The sequence below is a fragment of the Acinetobacter sp. P1(2023) genome (genome assembly GCF_028367635.1).
GTDB lineage: Bacteria > Pseudomonadota > Gammaproteobacteria > Pseudomonadales > Moraxellaceae > Acinetobacter > Acinetobacter pittii_E.
Genome location: NZ_JAQNDD010000003.1, coordinates 284,346 through 306,530 on the forward strand (window position 1 = coordinate 284,346; position 22,185 = coordinate 306,530).

The 22,185-nt window shown below is 38.4% G+C and carries 20 protein-coding genes; 10 read left to right on the plus strand and 10 right to left on the minus strand.

Annotated elements, in window-relative coordinates:
* Window positions 1–182 precede the first annotated feature (182 nt).
* Window positions 183–806, plus strand: coding sequence for a helix-turn-helix transcriptional regulator (locus POD11_RS06400; protein ID WP_174741448.1), 624 nt, complete (start codon window positions 183–185; stop codon window positions 804–806).
* A 114-nt stretch (window positions 807–920) separates the two neighbouring features.
* Window positions 921–1,160 carry a hypothetical protein gene (locus POD11_RS17630; RefSeq protein ID WP_316249934.1) on the plus strand — a complete coding sequence of 80 codons (240 nt, stop codon included), beginning with the start codon at window positions 921–923 and terminating at the stop codon, window positions 1,158–1,160.
* Between the two features lie 34 nt (window positions 1,161–1,194).
* Here the strand turns inward: POD11_RS17630 and POD11_RS06405 are convergent, their stop codons facing one another.
* Together POD11_RS06405 and POD11_RS06410 are read right to left on the minus strand one after the other, a co-directional pair.
* The gene (locus POD11_RS06405; RefSeq protein ID WP_262456726.1) at window positions 1,195–1,881 is read right to left on the minus strand and encodes a pirin family protein; all 687 of its coding nucleotides are present in this window, start codon (window positions 1,879–1,881) and stop codon (window positions 1,195–1,197) included.
* A 183-nt stretch (window positions 1,882–2,064) separates the two neighbouring features.
* Entirely contained in the window at window positions 2,065–3,303 is a 1,239-nt protein-coding gene (locus tag POD11_RS06410; RefSeq protein ID WP_262456727.1) for a L,D-transpeptidase family protein, read from the minus strand.
* A gap of 302 nt (window positions 3,304–3,605) precedes the next feature.
* On the opposite strand from POD11_RS06410, the gene hemE reads away from it, so the two are divergent.
* From hemE to POD11_RS06430, 4 genes are all read left to right on the plus strand, one after another.
* Window positions 3,606–4,679 (plus strand): uroporphyrinogen decarboxylase, encoded by a 1,074-nt coding sequence (gene hemE, locus POD11_RS06415; RefSeq protein WP_262456728.1) that lies wholly within the window; start codon window positions 3,606–3,608, stop codon window positions 4,677–4,679.
* 6 nt (window positions 4,680–4,685) lie between these two features.
* On the plus strand, window positions 4,686–5,480 hold the full coding sequence (locus POD11_RS06420; RefSeq protein ID WP_262456729.1) for a DUF817 domain-containing protein: 795 nt from the start codon (window positions 4,686–4,688) through the stop codon (window positions 5,478–5,480).
* A 149-nt stretch (window positions 5,481–5,629) separates the two neighbouring features.
* Window positions 5,630–6,100 (plus strand): DUF3015 family protein, encoded by a 471-nt coding sequence (locus POD11_RS06425; RefSeq protein WP_003650547.1) that lies wholly within the window; start codon window positions 5,630–5,632, stop codon window positions 6,098–6,100.
* A gap of 70 nt (window positions 6,101–6,170) precedes the next feature.
* On the plus strand, window positions 6,171–8,054 hold the full coding sequence (locus POD11_RS06430) for an Lnb N-terminal periplasmic domain-containing protein (RefSeq protein ID WP_442866958.1): 1,884 nt from the start codon (window positions 6,171–6,173) through the stop codon (window positions 8,052–8,054).
* A 66-nt stretch (window positions 8,055–8,120) separates the two neighbouring features.
* Here POD11_RS06430 and blaADC read toward each other — a convergent pair whose 3' ends face one another.
* The 8 genes from blaADC to POD11_RS06470 form a co-directional block, all read right to left on the minus strand.
* On the minus strand, window positions 8,121–9,272 hold the full coding sequence (gene blaADC, locus POD11_RS06435) for an ADC family extended-spectrum class C beta-lactamase (protein WP_262456731.1): 1,152 nt from the start codon (window positions 9,270–9,272) through the stop codon (window positions 8,121–8,123).
* Window positions 9,273–9,423: 151 nt separating this feature from the next.
* Window positions 9,424–9,972, minus strand: a complete 549-nt coding sequence (gene folE / locus POD11_RS06440; protein WP_171067934.1) for a GTP cyclohydrolase I FolE — start codon at window positions 9,970–9,972, stop codon at window positions 9,424–9,426.
* A gap of 89 nt (window positions 9,973–10,061) precedes the next feature.
* Entirely contained in the window at window positions 10,062–10,751 is a 690-nt protein-coding gene (locus POD11_RS06445) for a Smr/MutS family protein (protein ID WP_016140429.1), read from the minus strand.
* 10 nt (window positions 10,752–10,761) lie between these two features.
* Window positions 10,762–11,568 (minus strand): indole-3-glycerol phosphate synthase TrpC, encoded by an 807-nt coding sequence (trpC, locus tag POD11_RS06450; RefSeq protein ID WP_032053317.1) that lies wholly within the window; start codon window positions 11,566–11,568, stop codon window positions 10,762–10,764.
* A gap of 9 nt (window positions 11,569–11,577) precedes the next feature.
* Entirely contained in the window at window positions 11,578–12,627 is a 1,050-nt protein-coding gene (gene trpD, locus POD11_RS06455) for an anthranilate phosphoribosyltransferase (RefSeq protein WP_016140431.1), read from the minus strand.
* Between the two features lie 9 nt (window positions 12,628–12,636).
* Window positions 12,637–13,221: an anthranilate synthase component II gene (locus POD11_RS06460; RefSeq protein ID WP_016140432.1), complete on the minus strand. Its 585-nt coding sequence runs from the start codon at window positions 13,219–13,221 to the stop codon at window positions 12,637–12,639.
* 300 nt (window positions 13,222–13,521) lie between these two features.
* Window positions 13,522–15,324, minus strand: coding sequence for an aminopeptidase P family protein (locus POD11_RS06465; protein ID WP_262456732.1), 1,803 nt, complete (start codon window positions 15,322–15,324; stop codon window positions 13,522–13,524).
* A complete protein-coding gene (locus POD11_RS06470; RefSeq protein WP_262456733.1) occupies window positions 15,321–16,862 on the minus strand; it encodes a peptide MFS transporter in 1,542 nt (513 codons plus the stop codon). The genes POD11_RS06465 and POD11_RS06470 overlap by 4 nt, the downstream gene beginning before the upstream one ends.
* Window positions 16,863–17,637: 775 nt before the next feature.
* Here POD11_RS06470 and glnA point away from each other — a divergent pair.
* The 4 genes from glnA (at window position 17,638) to POD11_RS06490 (ending at window position 22,132) form a co-directional block, all read left to right on the plus strand.
* Window positions 17,638–19,053, plus strand: a complete 1,416-nt coding sequence (gene glnA, locus POD11_RS06475) for a type I glutamate--ammonia ligase (RefSeq protein ID WP_002052696.1) — start codon at window positions 17,638–17,640, stop codon at window positions 19,051–19,053.
* 126 nt (window positions 19,054–19,179) lie between these two features.
* Window positions 19,180–19,689, plus strand: a complete 510-nt coding sequence (locus POD11_RS06480) for a chorismate--pyruvate lyase family protein (RefSeq protein ID WP_224991421.1) — start codon at window positions 19,180–19,182, stop codon at window positions 19,687–19,689.
* Window positions 19,686–20,564 (plus strand): 4-hydroxybenzoate octaprenyltransferase, encoded by an 879-nt coding sequence (ubiA, locus tag POD11_RS06485; protein WP_262456734.1) that lies wholly within the window; start codon window positions 19,686–19,688, stop codon window positions 20,562–20,564. The genes POD11_RS06480 and ubiA overlap by 4 nt, the downstream gene beginning before the upstream one ends.
* Before the next feature lie 110 nt (window positions 20,565–20,674).
* The gene (locus POD11_RS06490) at window positions 20,675–22,132 is read left to right on the plus strand and encodes a lipase family protein (RefSeq protein WP_239967196.1); all 1,458 of its coding nucleotides are present in this window, start codon (window positions 20,675–20,677) and stop codon (window positions 22,130–22,132) included.
* The last annotated feature ends 53 nt before the right edge of the window (window positions 22,133–22,185 follow it).

Below are 22,185 nucleotides of genomic sequence, written 5' to 3' on the forward strand. Positions count from 1 at the left end.
TCTTGTTTAGATAAAATATATATTTTTAGATAAAATGTCTAATTTTATTTTCTAATGTGATAACAATGAGATATAAGATTTTGATTTACATTAAGTTTAAAATTAGATAAAAAGTCTAAATTACTATTGCATGCTTCACGCTAGGGGTTGAAATAGTAAGTAAGTCATTAGGAGGAAATACATTGGGCAATCGTGATAAACATTTACTCACTCAGCTAGATACAATTGCAAAGGGATTAAGTGAAACGCTATCTCCTTTTTGCGAAGTTGTGGTCCATGACTTAACAAATCCTGAACATGCCATACTTTCAATACACAATAATTTATCTGGTCGAAAAGTTGGAGATCCAGCAACTGAATTAGGATTGGCTAGAATCATGTCTCCAGAATTTCCGAACCTTATTTCAAACTATGCAAATCAGTTTGCAGATGGTCGTCCCGCAAAAAGCACGTCTATTGGAATTAAAGATGAAGAGGGCCAGTATGTGGCTGCTTTATGCATGAATATTGATTTAACCCTGTTTAGAGGGATGCAAAGCGCTTTAGAGCATTTCACTAAAATTGAAACTGATAACATTGTTGAAAATTTGGAGCCGAGTGGCACTGAAGCAATCCGTAAATACATCGATCAATTTGCCTCAAAACATGCCACTACACCGCGTATGCTAAAACTCAATGAGAGAAAACAATTAATACATGAGTTAAAAAATAATGGTTTGTTAGATATTAAAAAGGCTGTCGAGACAGTTGCACAACATTTAGGTATATCAAGAGCAAGTGCCTATTTGTATGTGAAGGAAACTTAAAAGTTTTATCTTATTCATCAAAAAACAACTTGTTTATTAAGCATGACTCATTTAAATAATTGAATGAATACGAACAAGCAAGCATGTCTATAGCTTGATCTAGGAGGTCGTTATTTGAAGTTATTTATTATTATATTTATTGCGATTTTTTCCAGTATTGGACTGATTTGTTTAATTGCTCTGCTTAGAAATTTAAAAAATTATTCACCATCGGGTGAGCATGATCATTCATCTTCTTCAACGCATTATTTTCACGATAACAGTCCTAGCCATCATCATAGTGCTAGCCATTCAAATGATTGTTCGTCATCTTCAGACTCGGGTAGTTGTGATAGTGGCGGTGGCGGAGATTAAAAAAAGCCCTTTTATGCAAAGGGCTTTTGATGATTTAAGGTAAATCAAACCAGATAAATTGACTGTCTTCAGTTGCTTGAATTGTCGCATTGTCTTCAAAAACTAAAGCATCGCCTGCTTTAACTTCTTGATCGCCAATGCGAACTACACCCGAAATCACATGCACATAGTTCACTTTTTTAACCGTATCAACAGTTAACTCATGGCCTTTTTCCAATACAGCAGACTTTACTTCTGCATCTTGGCGAATATGCATTGGTGCATTTGCATCAGGCCCTGCAATTAAATGCCATTTGTTTGGCTCTTTACGTGGGTCCAAATTAATTTGTTGATAATTTGGCTCGGCATCTCTTTCATTTGGAATAATCCAGATCTGTAGTAAATGTACAGGCGTATCAGTGTTGTTGATTTCACTGTGGGCAACACCTGTGCCAGCGCTCATAAGTTGCCATTCACCCGCTTTAATCTGGCCTTCATTTCCCATCGTGTCACGGTGTGAAATCGCACCATCTAACACACAGGTTAAGATTTCCATATTGTCATGTGAATGCGTACCAAAACCATTATGCGCATCAATCTGGTCGTCATTAATTACGCGTAGAGCGCTTACACCCATATATTTAGGGTCGTACCAGCTACCAAATGAAAAGCTATGATAAGACTCTAACCAGCCTGCTTTTACATGACCTCGATCTTCACTACGATGTAGATAAGCATTCATGACCTAATCTCCCAAATTTTTATTTATCTCTTGAGAAATATCTTAATGTTCTATGAAGGGCGAAAAAATAGGTTAACTGCAACATGTCGTTGCATAATTGATATAATTATAGAGTTCTTTACTCATATATTTTTAAGAATAAAAAAACCTGCCATGAAGGCAGGTCTTTAATGGAGCTATTAATTACTCAAGGAATTTAACAGTTACGCCAGAACGTACTTTACTTCCTAAATCGTTTGCATCCCAGTTAGTTAAACGGATACAACCATGTGAAGCTGTTTTAGAAATTAAAGACGGGTTTGGTGTTCCGTGGATACCAAAAGATTTTTTACTTAAACCAATCCAAATATTACCTACAGGAGCATTTGGACCTGGTGGTAAAGAAAGTGGTTTTAGGTTTTTACCTTGTACGAAGTTTGAAGGTGAGTAGCTGTACCATGGGTTACGAGCTACGCCAACTACCTTGTAAGTACCGGTCGGAGAAGGCGTATCAGTACTGCCAATTGTTGCAGGAAATGAGGCAATCATTTGGTTCCGGCTATTGAAGAGGTACAGTTGTTTTGCACCTTTATGCGCAATAATCAAATGAATATCTTCTGGTAAATCATTGCGTACATTTGGAACAATGATTTTTTCGCCAGCTTTTTTGAATGTCGCAGTTGGGTTAATTTTCTTTAAGAAAGCTTCATCAATGTGAAACTTCTCACCCAACATTTCGCTAACACGTGTGTAGTACAAACCTTTCATTTTGGCCTGTAATGCGTAGTCAGAAGGAATCGACTCAGCATATGGACCTTTTAAGTCAGCATCAGAAATTGTGTATTCAATAAATGCTGGCTTTGTTTGTTTAGCAACTAAAGCATCCCAAGTTTCTTTAGTGAGTTCACCAGTAGGTGACAAACCATTCATTTGTTGGAATGATGAAATTGCTTTTAAAGTGTTTTTACCGCTCATGCCGTCAATTGCACCTGGTGATGCATGTGCATTATTTAGCATAACGTGAGCACGTGCATAAACTGGAAGCTGGCCTTTACCAATATTTTCAGACCATTCCGCCGAGTTTAAGCTATCTAAAGTCCATGATGCAGCGGTTGTCGCAGTAGTCGTAGACGCAGCAGTGGTTTTAGCAACAGCTGGAGTCGACGCTGCGATGCCTGATTCAGCATTTGGGTCTTCAGTTTTCTGTAAATTTTGTAATGTTGTTGACGCTCGATTTAGGTCATTTTGTTCTTGAGCGGTGATTTGTGTCGGAGCTTGAGCTTGTACAGTTGAAGCTGCTTCTACTGCTAAAGGATCAATCGGATCTTCTACAGGAGCTGATACCTTTTTAGGGTTCAGGGGTTGCTCAGTTGTTGAAGCAGCAAAAGCAACATTAGCAATAATACAACTTAAACTCATAGCGAGTAATGAGCGAACAAACATGTAATTCAACCTTAAGAATTTTCATATAAGCAATAGGAAGATTGATTTGATCTCAAAGTGCATAAAACTACCAATAACTCATCTCTATGAGCCCAAGATTGGCAATTTAGTGATTAAAAGAATATCAATAAACCCAATGTAACATGTTGCAAGTATTGCAGAAAAGCCCGTTACTTGCAGTAGACTTTTGTGTAAATATGCATTTTTTAGTAGATTGACGCGTTTTTTGTGTGAAATTGAAATTATAAAATTCTCTATGTTTTTGATATGATGCTGCCACATAAAGAATATAGAGATTGGTAATGACGACTTTGAAAAATGATCGTTTCCTACGAGCTTTGTTACGCGAACCTGTAGATACCACACCGGTATGGATGATGCGTCAAGCGGGACGTTATTTGCCTGAATATCGTGAAACACGTTCAAAAGCAGGCGACTTTCTATCTCTATGTAAAAATACAGAATTTGCTTGCGAAGTGACTTTGCAGCCTTTACGCCGCTACGACTTAGATGCAGCGATTTTATTTTCAGATATTTTAACAATTCCTGATGCATTAGGTTTAGGGCTTTATTTTGAAACTGGAGAAGGTCCTAAATTTCAAAAGACTGTTCGTACTGAACAAGATGTCGCGAATTTACCAAAGTTAAATGCAAAATCAGATCTTGATTATGTGATGAATGCGGTAAGTACAATTCGCTCAGCTTTAGGTGGTCAAGTTCCACTGATTGGTTTCTCTGGTAGTCCTTGGACGCTTGCAACTTATATGGTTGAAGGTGGTTCAAGTAAAGAGTTCCGTTTCACCAAGCAAATGATGTATGCGCAGCCAGAAGTTTTGCATGCTTTACTTGAACATTTAGCAGATTCAGTCATTGATTATTTAAATGCTCAAATTGATGCCGGTGCTCAGGCGATCCAGATTTTTGATAGCTGGGGCGGGGCATTGGCACACCGTGAATATGTCGAATTCTCTTTAAACTACATGAATAAAATCATTGCAGGTTTACAGCGTGAGAAAGATGGTCGACGTATTCCTGTTATTGTGTTCACCAAAGGTGGCGGTCAATGGTTAGAACCAATGATTACCACTGGTGCAGATGCATTAGGTTTGGACTGGACTACTCCGCTCAATACAGCACGAAATGTGGTCTCTGGACGCGTAGCGTTACAGGGTAATCTTGATCCTGCTGTTTTATATGGCTCGGCTGCTTCAATTGAAAAAGCAGTGAAAGCGATGTTAGACGATGCCTACGCAAATGGTGAAAAAACAGGTTACGTTGCTAACTTAGGCCACGGGATTACTCAGTGGGTAGATCCTGCACAGCCAAAAATCTTTGTAGATACAGTACATGAGTATAGTGCTAAATATCTAGGATAGTTTTTTGTGCGCCATCTTATTTTACCCATTCATTTTATCGGCAAGGCTGTTTCGGCAGCCTTGTTTGGTATTCTGCTTTTAATTGCTTTTGCTTTAACAGCACCGATGGGAAGCCATGAATATATGGGTTTTTATCGCTATGATTATTTACTCATCTATGCATTGTTAATCCAGATCTGCTTACTTTATTTAAAGCTTGAATCATGGGCAGAAGCCAAAGTTATTGCTTTATTTCATGTCATGGCAATGGTCATGGAAATATTTTTAACGCATCCTGCGATTGCATCATGGCAATATCCCCAGCCCGCCGTATTTAAAATCTTAACTGTGCCCTTATTTGCAGGCTTTATGTATTCGGCCGTAGGTAGTTTTTTTGCACGTTCAATCCGACTGTTTCAAGTTTCTTTTGAAAAGCTTCCTAGTTTTGGAAGCATGCTTTTATTGGCATTTTTCTCATATATCAACTTTATGAGTAAATTTTTTGTGCCTGATATTCGCTATATTTTATTTGCGATCAGTATTTTTATTTTTTGGAAGACTAAGCTTTATTTTCAGTTAAATGAACATAAATTTAAAATCCCGATGTTGCCTGTATTGTTTACACTCGCTTTTCTCATCTGGATTGCTGAAAATATCAGTACTTTTTATAAAATCTGGCTCTATCCAAGTCAGGTAGATGCTTGGCATATGGTGGGCTGGGGTAAACTTGGTTCATGGTATTTATTATTACTGTTAAGTTTAGTACTGGTGCTTAAAATATTAGGTCATCGAGATAATCAAGGTAACTGGAATTTAAGATAAATTTTTCTTTTGCACTTTTTATCATATTGTTTATTTTTTAATTGCTAATTCACAGCCTTCTCGTTATCTTTAATAGCGTGTAATAAAAATTACACATAACAATACAACACATAAGAAACAATCAATAATGATTTTGGAGTTATACATCTATGTTAAAAAAATTAGCTTTAGCTGCGTTATTAGCAGCTGGTTCAAGTGTTGCAATGGCTGACAACGATGTAGGTTGTGGTGTGGGTACACAAGTCTGGGCTGGCAAAAAAGGAGTAGCGCCTAAAATTCTTGCTGCGACAACAAACGGTATTTTTACTAACCAATTACTAGGGATCACTTTCGGTACTTTAGGCTGCCGTCAAGGCGGAACAGTAACTGCTCAAGTGGTTACATTCACAAATGAAAATGCTGAAGCTTTAGCTCGTGATATGGCAGTAGGCCAAGGTGAAAGCCTGAACGTACTTGCTGAGTTAATGCAAATTAAACCTCAAGACAAAGATCGTTTCTTCAAAGTTTCAAAAGCAAACTTTGGTGAAATCTATTCTGCAAACAACCAAAATACGCTTCAAGTATTAGCATCATTACAAACTGTAATGGCTAAAGACGACGTTTTAAAAGCTTACGTATAAGTTTGAAACTGAAAACCCTGTCGTATGGCAGGGTTTTTCTTATATTTAATGATAAAAATTGATGAGCTTAATGAAGTCAGTTGTTTTAGTTTTTGCCTCTTTGGCAGTGAATATTGCGTATTCAGCAGATATAAATCCATCTATTCAAAAATATTGGTCAATCGCAGAACAACAAAACCTAGATCAAGACATTACATGGCAAAGGCTCATGTATGCCAATAAAAACCAGAAAAGTGAGGTCACTTATGGTGGCTATTTCCTATCAAAAAATGGAAAAAATAATCTAAAAGAAGAGCTGAAAGCTGACATCTCGGCATTATTTATGCCCGCTCAAGATAATCAGTCGATCCGTTGTAAGTTCCCTGCACGTAGCCAATGGCTCATACAAAAAGTAGGCATTCAAGAAAATGAATTGCCTCAAGTAAAATGTTCAGAATTTGAAAACTGGATTGGGCAGATTAAGCCCTACAAATCGACATTAATTTATGCGACCGATTTTATGGGCAATCCTAGCTCCATGTTTGGCCATACGTTATTGCGTTTAGACCCCAAAGATCAGCAACAATTAAATTTAGTTTCCTACGCTGTAAATTATGCAGCAACTGTGGCAGGGAACGACAACTGGTCATATGCATGGAAAGGTTTAACAGGGCAATATCCGGGTGAATATTCACTGATGCCTTATTACCGTAAGGTAAAAGAGTACGGCGATTTTGAAAGCCGTGATTTATGGGAATATGAGTTAAATCTATCACCTGAAGAAACTCGGTTTTTAGTAAGTCATATTTGGGAAATGCAACATGTGAGCTTCCCTTATTATTTTGTGAGTGATAACTGTGCCTATAGGCTTTTAGGGTTAGTCGATTTAGTAAAACCTGAATCTAACTTACAAGAAAAATTTACTTATGCCTCCATTCCAATGGAAACCATTAAATCGATGCAGCAGCAGGGACTCACCAAAGCTCCTGTGTACCGACCTGCTTTAGAAACTCAGCTACTGGCCCAAGCTCATCAGCATGGTGCCTCTTTGGCAAAGGTGGCTCATCAAATTACGATGCTGCCTACACAGCAGTCTTCTCAGATTTTAAAATCATTTAGTGAGCAAGATCAGGCTAAAATCCTCGAGATGGCCTACGATGATTTATATCTCCAATTTATTAGCCGAAAAATAGAAGAAAGTGTTGCTCAACCGCAGTTACGTCAGCTTTTAGCGCTAAGAAGTCAGATTGATTTAGATAAACAACGTCAAGAACCTAAAAGACCAGCAAAGGAACCAACTCAAGGTCATAACGCTCGTAACTTTTCCGTGAAAGCTGGAGAGGTGCAGGGTGATAAGTTTATTGAACTTGGTCATCGGCAAGCCTACCATGACTTAATAGACCCTCAAGGCGGATATCGTGCAGGTACTCAATTACTCTTTTTAAATGGTAATGCGCAGTGGCGAGATGACCATTTAAAACTAGAACGTCTTGATTTGCTCGAAGTAAATTCTTATAACCCGATTCAACCTTTTAAAACACCGTTAAGTTGGGGATTTAACTTAGGCTGGCGTCAGGAAGCCATTCATGACGGAAGTTTTAATGAAGACAAACAACACGGCGTCGCAAGCTTTAATGCACAGGTCGGTTACAGTCTTGCTGACTATGAGCGCAAGCATATTTGCTATGGGCAACTGCAAAGCTACGTACAAACTGGTTCAAATCTAGATAAAGGATGGCGTGTAGGCGTAGGTCCAACTTTAGGTTGTATGAACCAATGGTTTGAGCGCTTCAACTCTGTCGTGCAAATCGAATTGCCCTATTGGGAAGACCAAAATCAATGGAATTTGAGAGTCAATACACAGTGGCAATATGTGATTAATCGTAATAATGCGGTTCGTTTAAACTGGGATTATGAACAACAAAATCATCAAGACTGGATGAAATCAAGTCTAGGATATGTTTGGTTCTTTTAAAGAATAAACCCATAAAAAAAGAGAAATGAGATTATTCATTTCTCTTTTTGTTTTTAGAAAAGACGATTATTTCTTTATTGCATTTAACACAGCATAAGCTGCTTTAATGCGTTCTTCATTGGGAATACGTTTATTAGTTAACATGACTAAACCAATATTTTCTTTAGGAATGAACACGACATATGTTCCAAAACCGTTAGTCGATCCAGTTTTGTGGAACATCTTAACGGAAGGTTCTTTTGAAATAGCAGTCACTTTATTAGGTTTCATCACGATTTGTTCTGAATTACTGTCTAATAAAGTTTGTAAAGGTGCTGGATAAGAAAACTCTTCCCAACCTAGTGCTTGATACATCGTACCCACTTGGTAGAAACCTTGATGTGTTTCATTAATTGCACGTTGAATATTTGCTGAATATTTTTGTGGATTTAGGTTGGCATTAATAAAACTCAGCATATCCGGTAGGGTAGATTTAACGCCGTATGCTGGTGCATCGAGTGGACCAGGATTAACGCGAATCGGCTGATTTTCTTGGTTATAGCCAAATGCATAGTTTTGCATTTGAGTTTTAGGCACATTTACATAGCTATGTTTTAAGCCAAGATCTGGAAAAATGGTTTTTTCTAAGACTTGGTCAAAAGGTTTATTCATAGACAAAGCAACAACTTTTCCAAACAAACCAATGCTTGGATTTGAATATTGTCGATATTCGCCGATTGAGTTTTTAGGTTTCCATTCTTTGAAAAACGTTAAAACTTGCTGATCTGTTTTTACTTCATCTGGAAATTGCAAGGCAAGGTTGCCACTGGTATATGTCGCAAGTTGAAGTAAATTCACTTGATCAATCGGTGTATTTTTTAGTTCTTTCCAATATTTTCCGGGCGTATCATCAAAAGAGATTGTTCCTTTCGTTTTGGCATATCCGCCTGCTGTAGCGGTAAATAATTTACTGACCGAGCCTAGCTCAAAAATGGTATTGCTATTAACGGCTTTTTTATTTTGAACGGATTGTAGACCATAATACATTTCATACTTTTTGTTATTTTGAATAACGCCCACAGCTATACCGGGCACATCATATTTTTCTAGTAAAGGCTTAAAATTTTGATCAACCAGTTTTTTGATCTCTTGCTCTTTTGGTGTATTACCCGCATAAATTGAGCTACTAAAAATAAAAAGAGGAGGTAAAAGTAAGCAAGAAATTTTTTTAAATTGCATGATTAACTCATAAATTATTTAAAAATAAAGATGAGTACTTTTATATCAAAAATCACATAATTTAATTGTTATGTTTTATGGAGTTCGCGAAGTATTAAGATGTAAAAAAAGCCCAACTGAGTCGGGCTTTAATTAGTTTACTAAATAAAAATTAGTAACTTTCAGGTACGGCACTTAAGAACTCACGACGTGCTTCTTTATCAGTTTTAAAATCACCAATAAATGACACAGTACGTGTAGTTGATTCTTGCTTACCTACACCACGCATCATCATACACATATGTGCTGAATCAATAACTACGGCTACACCACGAGCACCAGTCACTTCAGCCACAGCTTCTGCGATTTGCTGAGTCAAGTTTTCCTGAATTTGCAAACGACGTGCAAACATTTCAGTAATACGTGCAAATTTCGACAAGCCGAGAACTTTGCCTTCCGGTAGATAGGCAACATGAACACGACCATAGAATGGAAGGAGATGATGTTCGCAAAGCGAATAAAATTCAATATTCTTCACCAATACCATTTCATGGTTATCTGATGGGAAAACAGCATTATTGGTGACTTCTTCTAAAGTTTTACTATAGCCAGAAGTTAAATATGAAAAAGCTTTAGCCGCACGCACAGGCGTATCTTTAAGGCCGGGACGATCAAGATCTTCACCGACGGCAGTCAGAATATTTGCGTACGATTGCTGCATAGACATAAGAATGTTCACTTACACTGGTTGAACAAAACGGCATTCTATCAGAAAACTATAAAAAGTCTGAATTCTGTAGAAAATGCCGATTATTGTTGGTACTTGGGATTTTTTTCTGCACGTTTAAGCAGTACGAGAACGGCGCCTGTGCCACCTTGATTTTCTGGAGCACTTACAAAGGCCAAAACATCGCGGTGTTGGCGTAACCATCCGTTGACATAGGTTTTTAAGACAGCTTCTGGGCCCTTACCATGTACGATTTTGATCACATTTTGATTTTCATCTTTTGCGATCTGGATAATTTGTAGAACCGCATCACGTGCTTGTTCAATGGTACAGCCGTGTAAATCTACAGCTTCAAACCAACGCATCTTGCCAGCTTTTAAGTCTTCAAAAACTTTATGCTGAAGGGTAGCAATGCGATAGCTTAAGGTTGCTTGGCTTGCGACAGGGTTTAAAGCCGCTTGGGTATCAGATAACTCGGCATGTTCAGTGTCACGCCCGCCTTCGGCAGCTGCACGTTTCGCTAATGTTTGAGCATCAACTTTTTTTACACGAGGGGGTCTCACATCAGCAATATTACTATTATTGATGGGTTTAACACCTGCTACAGCACTTTGAAACAGATTTGCATTTTCCAATTCTTCAGACTCAGCCTGAGGTTGTTTGACCTCAGGCTGACTTGCGATTTTGCTTGAATGAGGATTGGAGATTTGCTTTTTAAATTGCTTCAATAACTTTTGTTGCTCTTTAGAAAGCGATGAATCTTTATTACTCATATATCTTCTATTAAACCGTTTGGGGTTGTCCAAAAAGGGCACTAAAGGCTTGATCTGGTCTTGGTTGTTTCATAAAACTTTCACCAACCAAGAAGGTGTGAATATCATGTTCTTGCATCATGCGAACATCATCTGGAGTGGCAATACCGCTTTCAGTCACGAGTAAACGAGAGGCAGGAAGTAAATTTTTCAAACGAATTGATGTGTTTAAATCAACATCAAAGGTTTTTAAATTACGGTTATTCACACCTAATATACATTGCTCAGACAACTTTAAAGCACGTTCAAGTTCTTCTTCGTCATGAACCTCAACCAATACATCGAGTTGATGTTCAAAAGCAGTTTTAGACATTTCTTCGAGCTGCTGGTCTGACAAAGAGGCAACAATCAATAAAATACAGTCAGCATGTAAAGCACGTGCTTCAACTACATTATATGGATCAATCAGAAAGTCTTTACGTAAAGCGGGTAAAGCACAGTGGCTTCTTGCGATTGCGATATTTTCATCTGCACCCTGAAAAAAATCAACATCAGTTAAAACAGATAAACACGCTGCGCCAGCTTGTTCATATTGTTCGGCAATTTCAGCAGGATTAAAATCTGCACGAATAATGCCTTTTGATGGAGACGCTTTTTTAATTTCAGCAATCACGGCAGGGCGTTTGTGTTGTAACGCTTTTGCAAATCCTCTTACAGGAGTTGCAGCTTTCGCAAGTTCTTCAACATCCTGTAAATTACGTTGTTTTAAACGCGCAGCAAGTTCCTCATGTTTACGGTCAACAATTTTACCTAAAATGGTATTTTGAATATTAATCATGAGAAATCCTTAATCTGCCTGACATTGTTTTAATGTTTTGGTAAATTCAGCCAAAACACTCATTTTTTCTAAAGCTTGTCCGCCGTAGATAATATCTTGAGCGAATGAAACAGCTTGAGCATAGGTTTTGGTAATACCAGCCACATAAATTCCTGCACCCGCATTAAGTGCAATCATGTTTGCTGCTTTTTCACCAATAGCAGTTTTATTTTTACCTAACGCATCTTTAATTAGCTTTAAGCTGGCAGCGGCATCTGCAACAACTAAACCATTTAAAGTTTGTGATTCAATTCCGACATCTTCTGGGGTAAGCGTCCATTCAGTAATTTCGCCGTCTTTAAGTTCAGCAACAGCAGTAGGAGCAGCAAGGCTGATTTCATCGAGTCCATCTCTTGAATGAACCACCATGACATGTTCAGCACCGAGTTGCTTCATAACCTCTGCAATCGGACGACAAAGCTCATCTGAAAATACCCCAATCACAAAGCGTTTTACGCCGGCCGGATTCGTAAGCGGGCCAAGTAAATTGAAAATACTACGAACACCAAGCTCACGACGTGGGCCGACAGCATATTTCATTGCTTTGTGATGATTTGGAGCAAATAAAAACCCTACACCCATCTCACGAATGCAGCGTTCAGTTTGTTGCATGTCTAAATCAAGATTAATTCCTGCTTGCTCAAGTAAGTCTGATGAACCTGATTTACTCGAAACGCCTCGGTTACCATGCTTTGCAATGGTTGCGCCTGCTGCTGCAATGACAAAGCTTGAAGCAGTAGACACATTAAACAAGTTTTGTCCGTCGCCGCCAGTACCCACAATATCAACTAAATATTTGATATCGCTCACATCAATTTTGATGGCGAATTCACGCATAACACGTGCAGCAGCAGTAATTTCGTCAATACTTTCACCTTTCATGCGAAGGCCCATCATCAAAGCACCAATTTGTGCCTCGGTTGCCTCACCTTGCATGATACTGCGCATAATGTCTTCCATTTGCGGCTGAGTCAGGTGAATATTTTTTGTTATATGGTTAAGTGCTTGTTGAATATTCATAGTGATCACTTATGCATAAATATCTAAAAAGTTTTTAAAGATTTGATGGCCATGTTGACTCAAAATAGATTCTGGATGGAACTGCACACCTTCGATAGGCAATGTCTTATGTTTAACACCCATAATTTCTTCCATTGAGCCATCTGCTTCATTGGTCCAACACGTGACTTCAAGGCAATCAGGTAGTGTTTGCTGATCGATCACCAAAGAGTGGTAACGAGTTGCCGAGAATGGGCTAGGGAGATTACTGAAAATACCTTTATTGCTGTGGTACATATCAGATAAACGTCCATGCATAACCGTTTTGGCTCTTACAATGTTTCCGCCAAAAGCTTGCCCAATACTTTGATGCCCTAAACACACGCCAAGCAAAGGAATTTTTCCGGCAAAGTGATTAATTGCAGGAATGGAAATACCCGCTTCACTTGGAGAGCAAGGACCAGGACCAATAACCAGATATTTAGGTTGCCATCGTTCAATATCCTCTAATGTGACTTGATCATTGCGAACTACTTTTACTTCCTGATTCAACTCGCCAAAATATTGGACGATGTTGTAGGTAAAAGAGTCGTAATTGTCGATCATTAGAAGCATGATGAACTTAACCTCATGATAATTAATATATATTTAATTAAGTGACTAGAGTTTTACTCACAATGTTACTTACTTTTTAAAAAGTACCTTTATTTGATCAAATAAAAAGCCGCTTTCTAAGCGGCTAATATAACAAAAAAAGAAGTGACCAGTTTAACTATTTCATTCGTTAGAAATTTGAGAGGAAATTGAGCTTTGATGCATATTAAGTTTGTTTAAAAATAGAGATAAAGACAACAAAGGCAGAATAAGCTTTTCATTAGAAATAAAAAATTATTCTGCCCCTATAAAAAGAGAAGATTAAATCTTACGCGTGTTATAAATCAGCCAGTCTAAGACCTCTCCCGACAAATGTTCAGCGAGTCTTTCTTGGACGGTTTGATGGTAATGATTTAGCCAGTCTTTCTCTTCATTTGTTAGTAGGTCAACTACGATACAGTCTAAATGAATTGGACAAAGTGTGAGCGTTTCAAACTCTAAAAATTCACCGTAAGTTTTTTCAAAGCCTGAGTGAAGTTTGTTTGCAACCAAATTCTCAATACGAATGCCGTATTGACCTTCATGGTACAGACCCGGTTCGTTAGAAATAATCATTCCTTCACGCAATTTGCTGTAGGCATGTACAGGCGCATAGTAAGAAAGAACTTGTGGCCCTTCATGTACGTTAAGTGCAAAGCCTACGCCGTGACCTGTTCCGTGTCGATAATCTAAACCATGTTGCCATAAAGTATGTCGACAGATTGAATCGAGTAGCGGTGCAGCTAACCCTTCTGGATAAATAGCTTTTGCCAAAGCAATGTGACATTTTAAAACCAGCGTATAGTCACGTTTTTGTTGCTCCGTTGGTGTTCCCACAGGAACAACACGAGTGATATCAGTTGTTCCATCTACATATTGCCCGCCAGAGTCAATGAGTAATAGACCATCACCTTCAATAAAAGAGTATTGCTCTGGAGTTGCACGATAGTGGGGTAGAGCACCGTTGGCGTTAAAGCCGGCAATCGTTGAAAAACTTGGTCCTATAAATCCGTCTTGCTGAGCGCGGTAGGCTGTAATTTTCTCATCGATAGTCAGTTCTGAAATGCGTTCACCCTGATGAAATGCTTTTTCTAGCCAATGGAAAAAGTGACAAAGCGCGACTCCGTCTTTAAGCATTGCATGGCGGATATGAGCAATTTCGCTTTCATGCTTGCGCGATTTAAAAAGTGTACTTGGGTTGATGTCGTATACAACCTGAATATCTTTTGCGATGGTTTGTTCATGAAAAATCGATACTTTTGGTGGATCTAAAAGCACAGATGGATCAGAAATATTCGTTAAAAACTTAGACGTATCTTCATAATTACGAATTTCGATGCCATCTGCTGCGAAAGCTTGTTGAATGGTTGAGTCTATTTTACTGCTATCAATAAACAGAACAGCTTGCTCTGCATTAATATAAAAATGAGAAAGAAAAACTGGGTTGTATTCTACGTCTTGTCCACGTGCATTTAAGACCCATGCAATATCATCTAAAGATGAAATGAAATGCCCCGAAATATTCTTGCTATGTAAAGTCTCACGAATAGCCTGAATTTTTTCTTTACGAGAGAGTGCATTTAGCCCTTCAGGCATTAAATAGATTTTTTCAGTGGGTAGTTCTGGGCGGTCTAACCAAATCTCTCCAACTAAATCTTTTTGAGTTTCGAGTTTATAGCTATGAACTCGTGCAGTATGTTCGAGTGCTTTAAATTGTTGAATAGATAAGGTATGTCCATTTACGGCAATGATCGAATTTGCTGCTAAGTTTTGTGCAATCCAAGCGAGATGTGTTGAAGATTCATCACTTGTTAATTTTTGAAGATCAAAGCCAGTTCCAATAAGTTGTTGCTCGGCTTGTACCCAATAGCGACCATCTGCCCATAGGCCAGCAAACTTTTGAGTCACTACTAGTGTTCCAACAGAGCCACTAAACCCGCTGAGCCATTGTCTCGCCTTCCAATAGTCTGGTAAATATTCTGACATGTGGGGATCGGCACTCATCACAACAAATGCATCAATTTGCTGAATGCGCATGAGTTCGCGAAGTTTTTCAAGTTTTTCTGGAACAGTTAAAACGCTCATATAGTTTCCAAGTCAGGTTGAACTTTACTGGTAGTTTTGTTCATTAATTTATTAATAGGTTTCTTTAATAAAAATAACACGATTGCGCCAATCACTAATGCCAAAACACATCGCATAAACAGAGTAGGTAAATGATCAATATTATCTGCTGATACATGTCCGCCAATAAGACCCGCAATGAGATTACCTAAAGCTGAGCCAGTAAACCACAGACCCATAATTTGACCGCGTATAATATCAGGTGCAAGTTTGGTCATGGTTGATAAGCCAATTGGGCTTAAACAAAGTTCACCTATGGTAAGTAAAAATATAGTACTGACTAACCAAAATGGTGAGACTAAGCCGCCAGCAATTGCGAAACGACTCGCAAAAGACATGAGCAAAAAGCCGCCTGCCGCGAGTAATAATGCGATGATAAATTTGCTGATATAGCTTGGGTCTTTATTTGACTTACCTAGCTTTGTCCATAGCCAAGCTGCAACTGGAGCAAAAACAATAATAAATAGGGCATTGATGGATTGGAACCATACGGTTGGTATTTCAAATCCGAAAACAATACGGTCTGTATAATCTTGCGCAAATAAATTAAAAGATGTTGGTTTCTGCTCAAAAGCAGACCAGAATAATGCTGAGGTTGCTAATAAAACGAAACAAACAATAATTTTGAATTTATCATGCTGTTCTAAATTTAGGAAAAGGAGTAAATACGCAAAATAAGCAATAATTCCAATCCCGATTGCAACTGTTAAATAAGTTGCTACTGCGACTGGATTGATATGTATGACGCCAAAGAAGGTAAGAGCACTAATGATTGCGACAGATAGTAAAAAGGAGAAAGCAATTTTGGGCGCATTTTTATTTTCAACAATGGGTTTATTGCAATTGTCATTTTCTTGACGCAACTGATTAAAAGTTTGTAGCTGTGGAATAGCAAAGATACGAAAAATAAGTAATGCAACTAACATCCCAAGGCCGCCGATTCCAAAACCTAAGTGCCAGTTATGATCACGTGCTAATAGACCCGTAAGAAGGGGAGCAATAAACGATCCCATATTAATCCCCATATAAAAAATGGAGAAACCGGCATCTCGTCTACTATCCTGAGCTTTATATAAGGTTCCGACAATCACTGAAATACAGGTTTTAAATAGACCTGATCCAAGCACAATAAGAACTAAACCGAAATAAAAAAAGAATTGATCAAAAATGGTAGTGAGGGCAATTGATAAATGGCCTAGCGCAATAATAATGGAACCGTACCAGACCGATCGTGCCTGACCTAACCAGTTATCGGCAATCCAACCACCAAAAACGGTCATTAAATACATAGAGCCGGCAAATAACCCAACAATTGCTGCAGCAGTTGGACGGTCAAGGCCTAAACCACCGTCGTTGACCATTGCAATCATATAAAGAACGAGTAAAGGCCGTATACCATAATAAGAAAATCTTTCCCAAAGCTCTGTAAAAAATAAAGTTTTTAATGGTTTTGGATGGCCGAAAAAAGCTCTGTCATATTGTTCGATTTCATGCTTCATTTCAAATCCTTTGAACTGATTGGTAGTTTAGAGAAAACCAAACTTTTAGTTTGTTTAATTATAAAAAAAAGTTATGTTTCATTTTTTAGATTTTTTTAACTTGAAAAGCAAGTTTGTCATGTATAAAAAAGGTATATAACAAATGGTAAAAATTAGATCAGAAAAATTATAAGGTGAGGTGGGTTCTATAAAGTTTTTACTGCACCAAAGCTGATCAACTCTCGCTTTAGTACAAAGAACAATAAAAACAAAATTAGATTAATATTTTAAAGCTTTAGAATTTCAATGGATGAGTATGAACTCATAAACTATTCCATTTTAAAAATATCTATTCAGACGAAGTCTTTTTAAAGCCCTTATTAGCAAATCGTGGTGTATATACCATGGTCTCAGCTCTAGCTTAAAAATTTCATATAAAATAGATTATTATTTTCATGCATTGCAGAAGGAAGGTCGGCTTTCTATATAAGAAAGTATTATGATCGTGAATGACTGCTAGATATTGATGCGATGATTCATATTGGCGCAACAATTTTGCACTAAATTAGGGCGATTGCGAGCTATTCTTGTATGCCATAATTTGAAAATGTCTGAATATGGTGCATTTAACTATGCAAACAGTATAATGGGTTCGAGACAAGGGACCTAAATCATCGATAGTTATAAGCAATTCAATGTTTTAGGTAAGTCTTATAAAGTTGGTATGAGAATTGCTATATAAATACCAGCAACTAACACGCACTTAACAAGTGCAACAAAATTTCATTGGAGCAAAATGAGCATGGCGAACAAGGTCCTTCAACTCATACAAGAAAGTGGCGCAAAATGGGTCGATTTTCGCTTTACTGATACTAAGGGTAAAGAACAGCACGTAACTTACCCAGCTGATTCTATTGATGAAGATACTTTTGAAGACGGTAAAATGTTTGATGGTTCTTCAATCGCTGGTTGGAAAGGCATTGAAGCATCTGACATGATTTTACGTCCAGATGCAGAAACTGGTTTCATCGACCCGTTCTTTGCTGAACCAACTGTAGTTGTGACTTGTGACGTTATTGAACCTTCAACAGGTCAAGGTTATGAGCGTGACCCACGTTCGATTGCTCGCCGTGCAGAAGAATACTTAAAATCTACAGGTATCGGTGATACTGCATTCTTTGGTCCAGAACCAGAATTCTTTGTATTTGACGAAGTGAAGTGGGACATCGATATGTCTGGCGCTCGTCATACATTAATCGCTGAAGAAGCTGCTTGGTCTACTGGTAAAGACTACGAGTCTGGTAACTCTGGTCACCGTCCACGTGTTAAAGGCGGTTACTTCCCAGTTCCTCCAGTTGATTCTTCACAAGATATGCGTGCAGAAATGTGTGCAAAAATCGAAGACATCATGGGCCCAGGTCGTGTAGAAGTACATCACCACGAAGTTGCTTCTTGCCAATTAGAAATTGGTGTGAGCTTCAATACTCTTGTACGTAAAGCTGACGAAGTTCAACAGTTCAAATATGCTGTTTGGAACGTTGCACATCAATATGCAAAAACAGCTACGTTTATGCCTAAACCAATGGTAGGTGATAACGGTTCTGGTATGCACGTTCATATGTCTATCTCTAAAGATGGCAAGAACTTGTTTGCTGGTGATGAATATGCAGGCCTTTCAGAAATGGCGTTGTATTTCATTGGTGGTATCATCAAACACGCGCGTGCATTGAATGCAATCACAAACCCATCTACAAACTCATACAAGCGTTTGGTTCCTCACTTCGAAGCTCCAATTATGCTTGCTTACTCAGCGCGTAACCGCTCTGCTTCTATCCGTATTCCATACGTTTCTAGCCCTAAAGGTAAGCGTATCGAAGCTCGTTTCCCAGACCCAATGATGAACCCGTACTTAGGTTTCGCTGCATTATTGATGGCTGGTATCGACGGTATCCAAAACAAGATCCATCCGGGCGAAGCTGCTGATAAGAACTTGTATGATCTTCCTCCAGAAGAAGAAGCAAAAATCCCAACAGTTGCTCATAGCTTAGATATGGCTCTTGAAGCACTTCAAGCAGATCACGAATTCTTGTTAAAAGGTGGCGTGTTCACTAAAGAAATGCTTGATGCATACATCGAACTTAAAACTGAAGATGTACGTCGTCTTAACACGACTACTCACCCAGTTGAATTCGATATGTACTACAGCTTGTAATACATATTTTCGTAAAAAAGCCTGCTTATGCAGGCTTTTTTATTGTTCAAAATGTTGATTGAATTCTCTACGTTTTTTATCAAAAAATTGGGGTAAACTAGGTGCGAGTTTTCATGTGAGCAGATTATGCGTAAACGGCAACCAGTACTTAAACAGGAAAAGACTTTAAATCCTGAATTGAAAACATGGTTGTATGCGTCTGGTTCTCTGACTCAACAATTAACTGAGCTTGGTGGTGGCCAGTTCAGTGTAAAACCCTTTAAAGAACACTTTCAGCGTTTAACTTTTGCAGATAGTCAGTGGATGAATATGTCTCATGCTCACACCTCGTGGGTAAGGGAAACTTATTTATATGGCTGTGAGGCACAGCCGTGGGTGAAGGCAAAAAGTATTTTTCCAATTCAAAGCTTACAAAAAAAAGCCCGTATATTTCAGCATATTGGTTCTAAGCCGATTGGCTTTTTTTTATTTCAAAGAACCACTCCGCTTTGTGACCGCCGTGTCATTCGTTTACCAGAAGGTTGGACACGGCAAAGTTGCTATACTTGGCATGGATGTAAATTTATCGTCCAAGAAACATTCTTACCGGCTTTTGAAGCTTTTTTAAATCAGCAGCACGACAAGGAATTACTATGACGACTGCAACAGGCACAACATGGCGTCAGCGCTTAGAAGCTTATTATTATCTATGTCGATTTGATAAGCCTGTTGGAACAGAACTGGTGTTTTGGCCAACCATGTGGGCACTTTGGATTGCAGCAGAGGGGATGCCACCTCTACATATTCTTCTGGCGATGGTATTAGGTACAATTTTTATGCGTGCTGCTGGCTGTGCCATTAATGACTTTGCTGATCGTAAAGTCGATGGTCATGTAGAGCGTACAAAGACACGTCCTTTGGCAACTGGTGTAATTAGCCCAAGAGAAGCTATATATGTATTTTTAGCTTTAGTATTTGCAAGCGCTTGTACCTTGTTCTTTTTACCTATAGCAACATTTTACTGTGCGTTAGGAGGTTTGGTTCTAGCATTTATATATCCTTTCATGAAACGTTATACCCATTTACCGCAAGTAGTTTTAGGTATGGCATTTTCTTGGGGTATTCCAATGTCATTTACAGCAATGGGTAAGCCGTTAGATATAACGTGTTGGCTGCTCTATTTTGGTAATTTGGCTTGGACAGTTGCTTACGATACTCAATATGCAATTACTGACCGTGAATATGATTTAAAGATTGGTGTGAAATCTACCGCTATTCTTTTTGGTCGATATGACATCCAGATTATTGCACTCCTACAGGCAACGAGTCTTGTTTTGATTGGTACTGCACTATATTTAGAAAATATCTTATTTCCATGGGCGATCTTCGCTTTAGTGATTGTAGCATTCGATTTTATATATCAAACAATGAAAACCAAAGACCGCAATCCTCAAGTCTGCTTTTGGGCATTCCGTCACAATCGTTGGGTTGGATTAATCATTTTTCTAGGAATATTTTTAAATTTCATATAGTAAAAATGACCATGAGGTTGAAAAGTGTTCTATGCAGAGCACTTTTTTTATGTCTTAATATTTGTGCATAAAAAATATGCGGAATAAATAACACATAAAAAGGATATTCTATGAAACGGTCAAACATTGCTTTAGCTATAACATTATCAATTTCAGCATTATTTCTTACAGCGTGTAATGACGATGATGATAATTACACTGGGATAGATACAAATAAAGCCTATGTCTCTGAAAGTAATTACGCAATTGATAAAGTTGATAATGCCTCAACGATCAAAGTAATGACTTATAACATGGCAAATGTTCAAGGAAAAACAGCAACTGCTACAGCAATGGTATTGTTTCCAAAAGCTACACAACCGAAAGATGGTTATCGCGTAGTGGTGTGGGAACACGGAACTGTTGGGGTGGGTGATGGTTGTGCACCAAGTAAAAATACAATTAATCCGCGATTTAAAATCCTTGCTGAGTCTTTGTTAGCAGCAGGTTATGTGATTGTGGCACCAGATTATGAGGGATTAGGTACACAAGGGGTGCATCCGTACTTAAACTTATCAAGTGAAGCAAAATCAGCATTAGCTGCAGTTAAAGCAGTAAAAGAACATTATGGCGCTCAGTTAAAAGGTGACTGGATGTCGATTGGTCAGTCTCAAGGTGGGCATGCATCTTTGGGAACTGCTGAATTTGCTAATACCGATGCAAGTTATAAAGGAGCTGTAGCTGGTGCACCAGCTTCAAGTTTAGGAACAATTATTCAAATTTATATTGACCCTGCAATGAATCAAGATAGTAATTTTGCAGTTAGTAAGCTAGATCAGGCAATTAGAGCGCGTAGACAGATTGATGCAGCGATTGCTGCAGGGCAAATGTCTCCAAATGATCCACTAGCGCTTGCTGTACCTACAATTGATAAAACTGCAGAAGGATATGCCGAATTATTAGCATATGCAGCATTCGCAAGTGCAGGGATTAAAGCACAGCAACCAGACTATGACTTGAAGGCAATTTTTACCTCAGGAGCAGCTGATATTGCAGAATTAGCTTATGGTCGTACTGGTGATGATGGTGCTTGTTTAAGTTATCCTACGCCTGATACTGCAAACGGCCTGCAAGAGAAATTTAAAGCGGGAATCTTAGCTTTCTTGGCTGACCCTACACATCAAATTACCCAATACGGTATTGATCTGAATAAATTTAAAGGAGATCAAGTTGTTCAACGCTTCTTGACGGCGACTCAACCTGCGACGAATGCTACTACTGAGAAAGTCATTAAAACACCAGTATTCATTATTCAAGGTGAAAAAGATCAAGCTGTGTTGCCTGTGGTAACGACAAGCTTATTTAATAATATGAAAGCGAAAGCTGCGGATTTGTTCCCACAAGCAGGCTATGATAAAGGCTATAAGCTAACTATTGTACCGAATGCGACCCATACTCAAGCAATCATATGTGAAAATGCCAATGCTGTAGATTTCATTCAAGCTAATATGTCAGCGGGTACGGGTATTGTGCTGACTGATGCACAAAAAGATGCCAGCCAAAGTCCACATTGCACAGGTAAATTCTAAGATTTATTTGTTTAATTGGAAATTAGCTTTAAAAAAGAGCCACTTTATAGCGG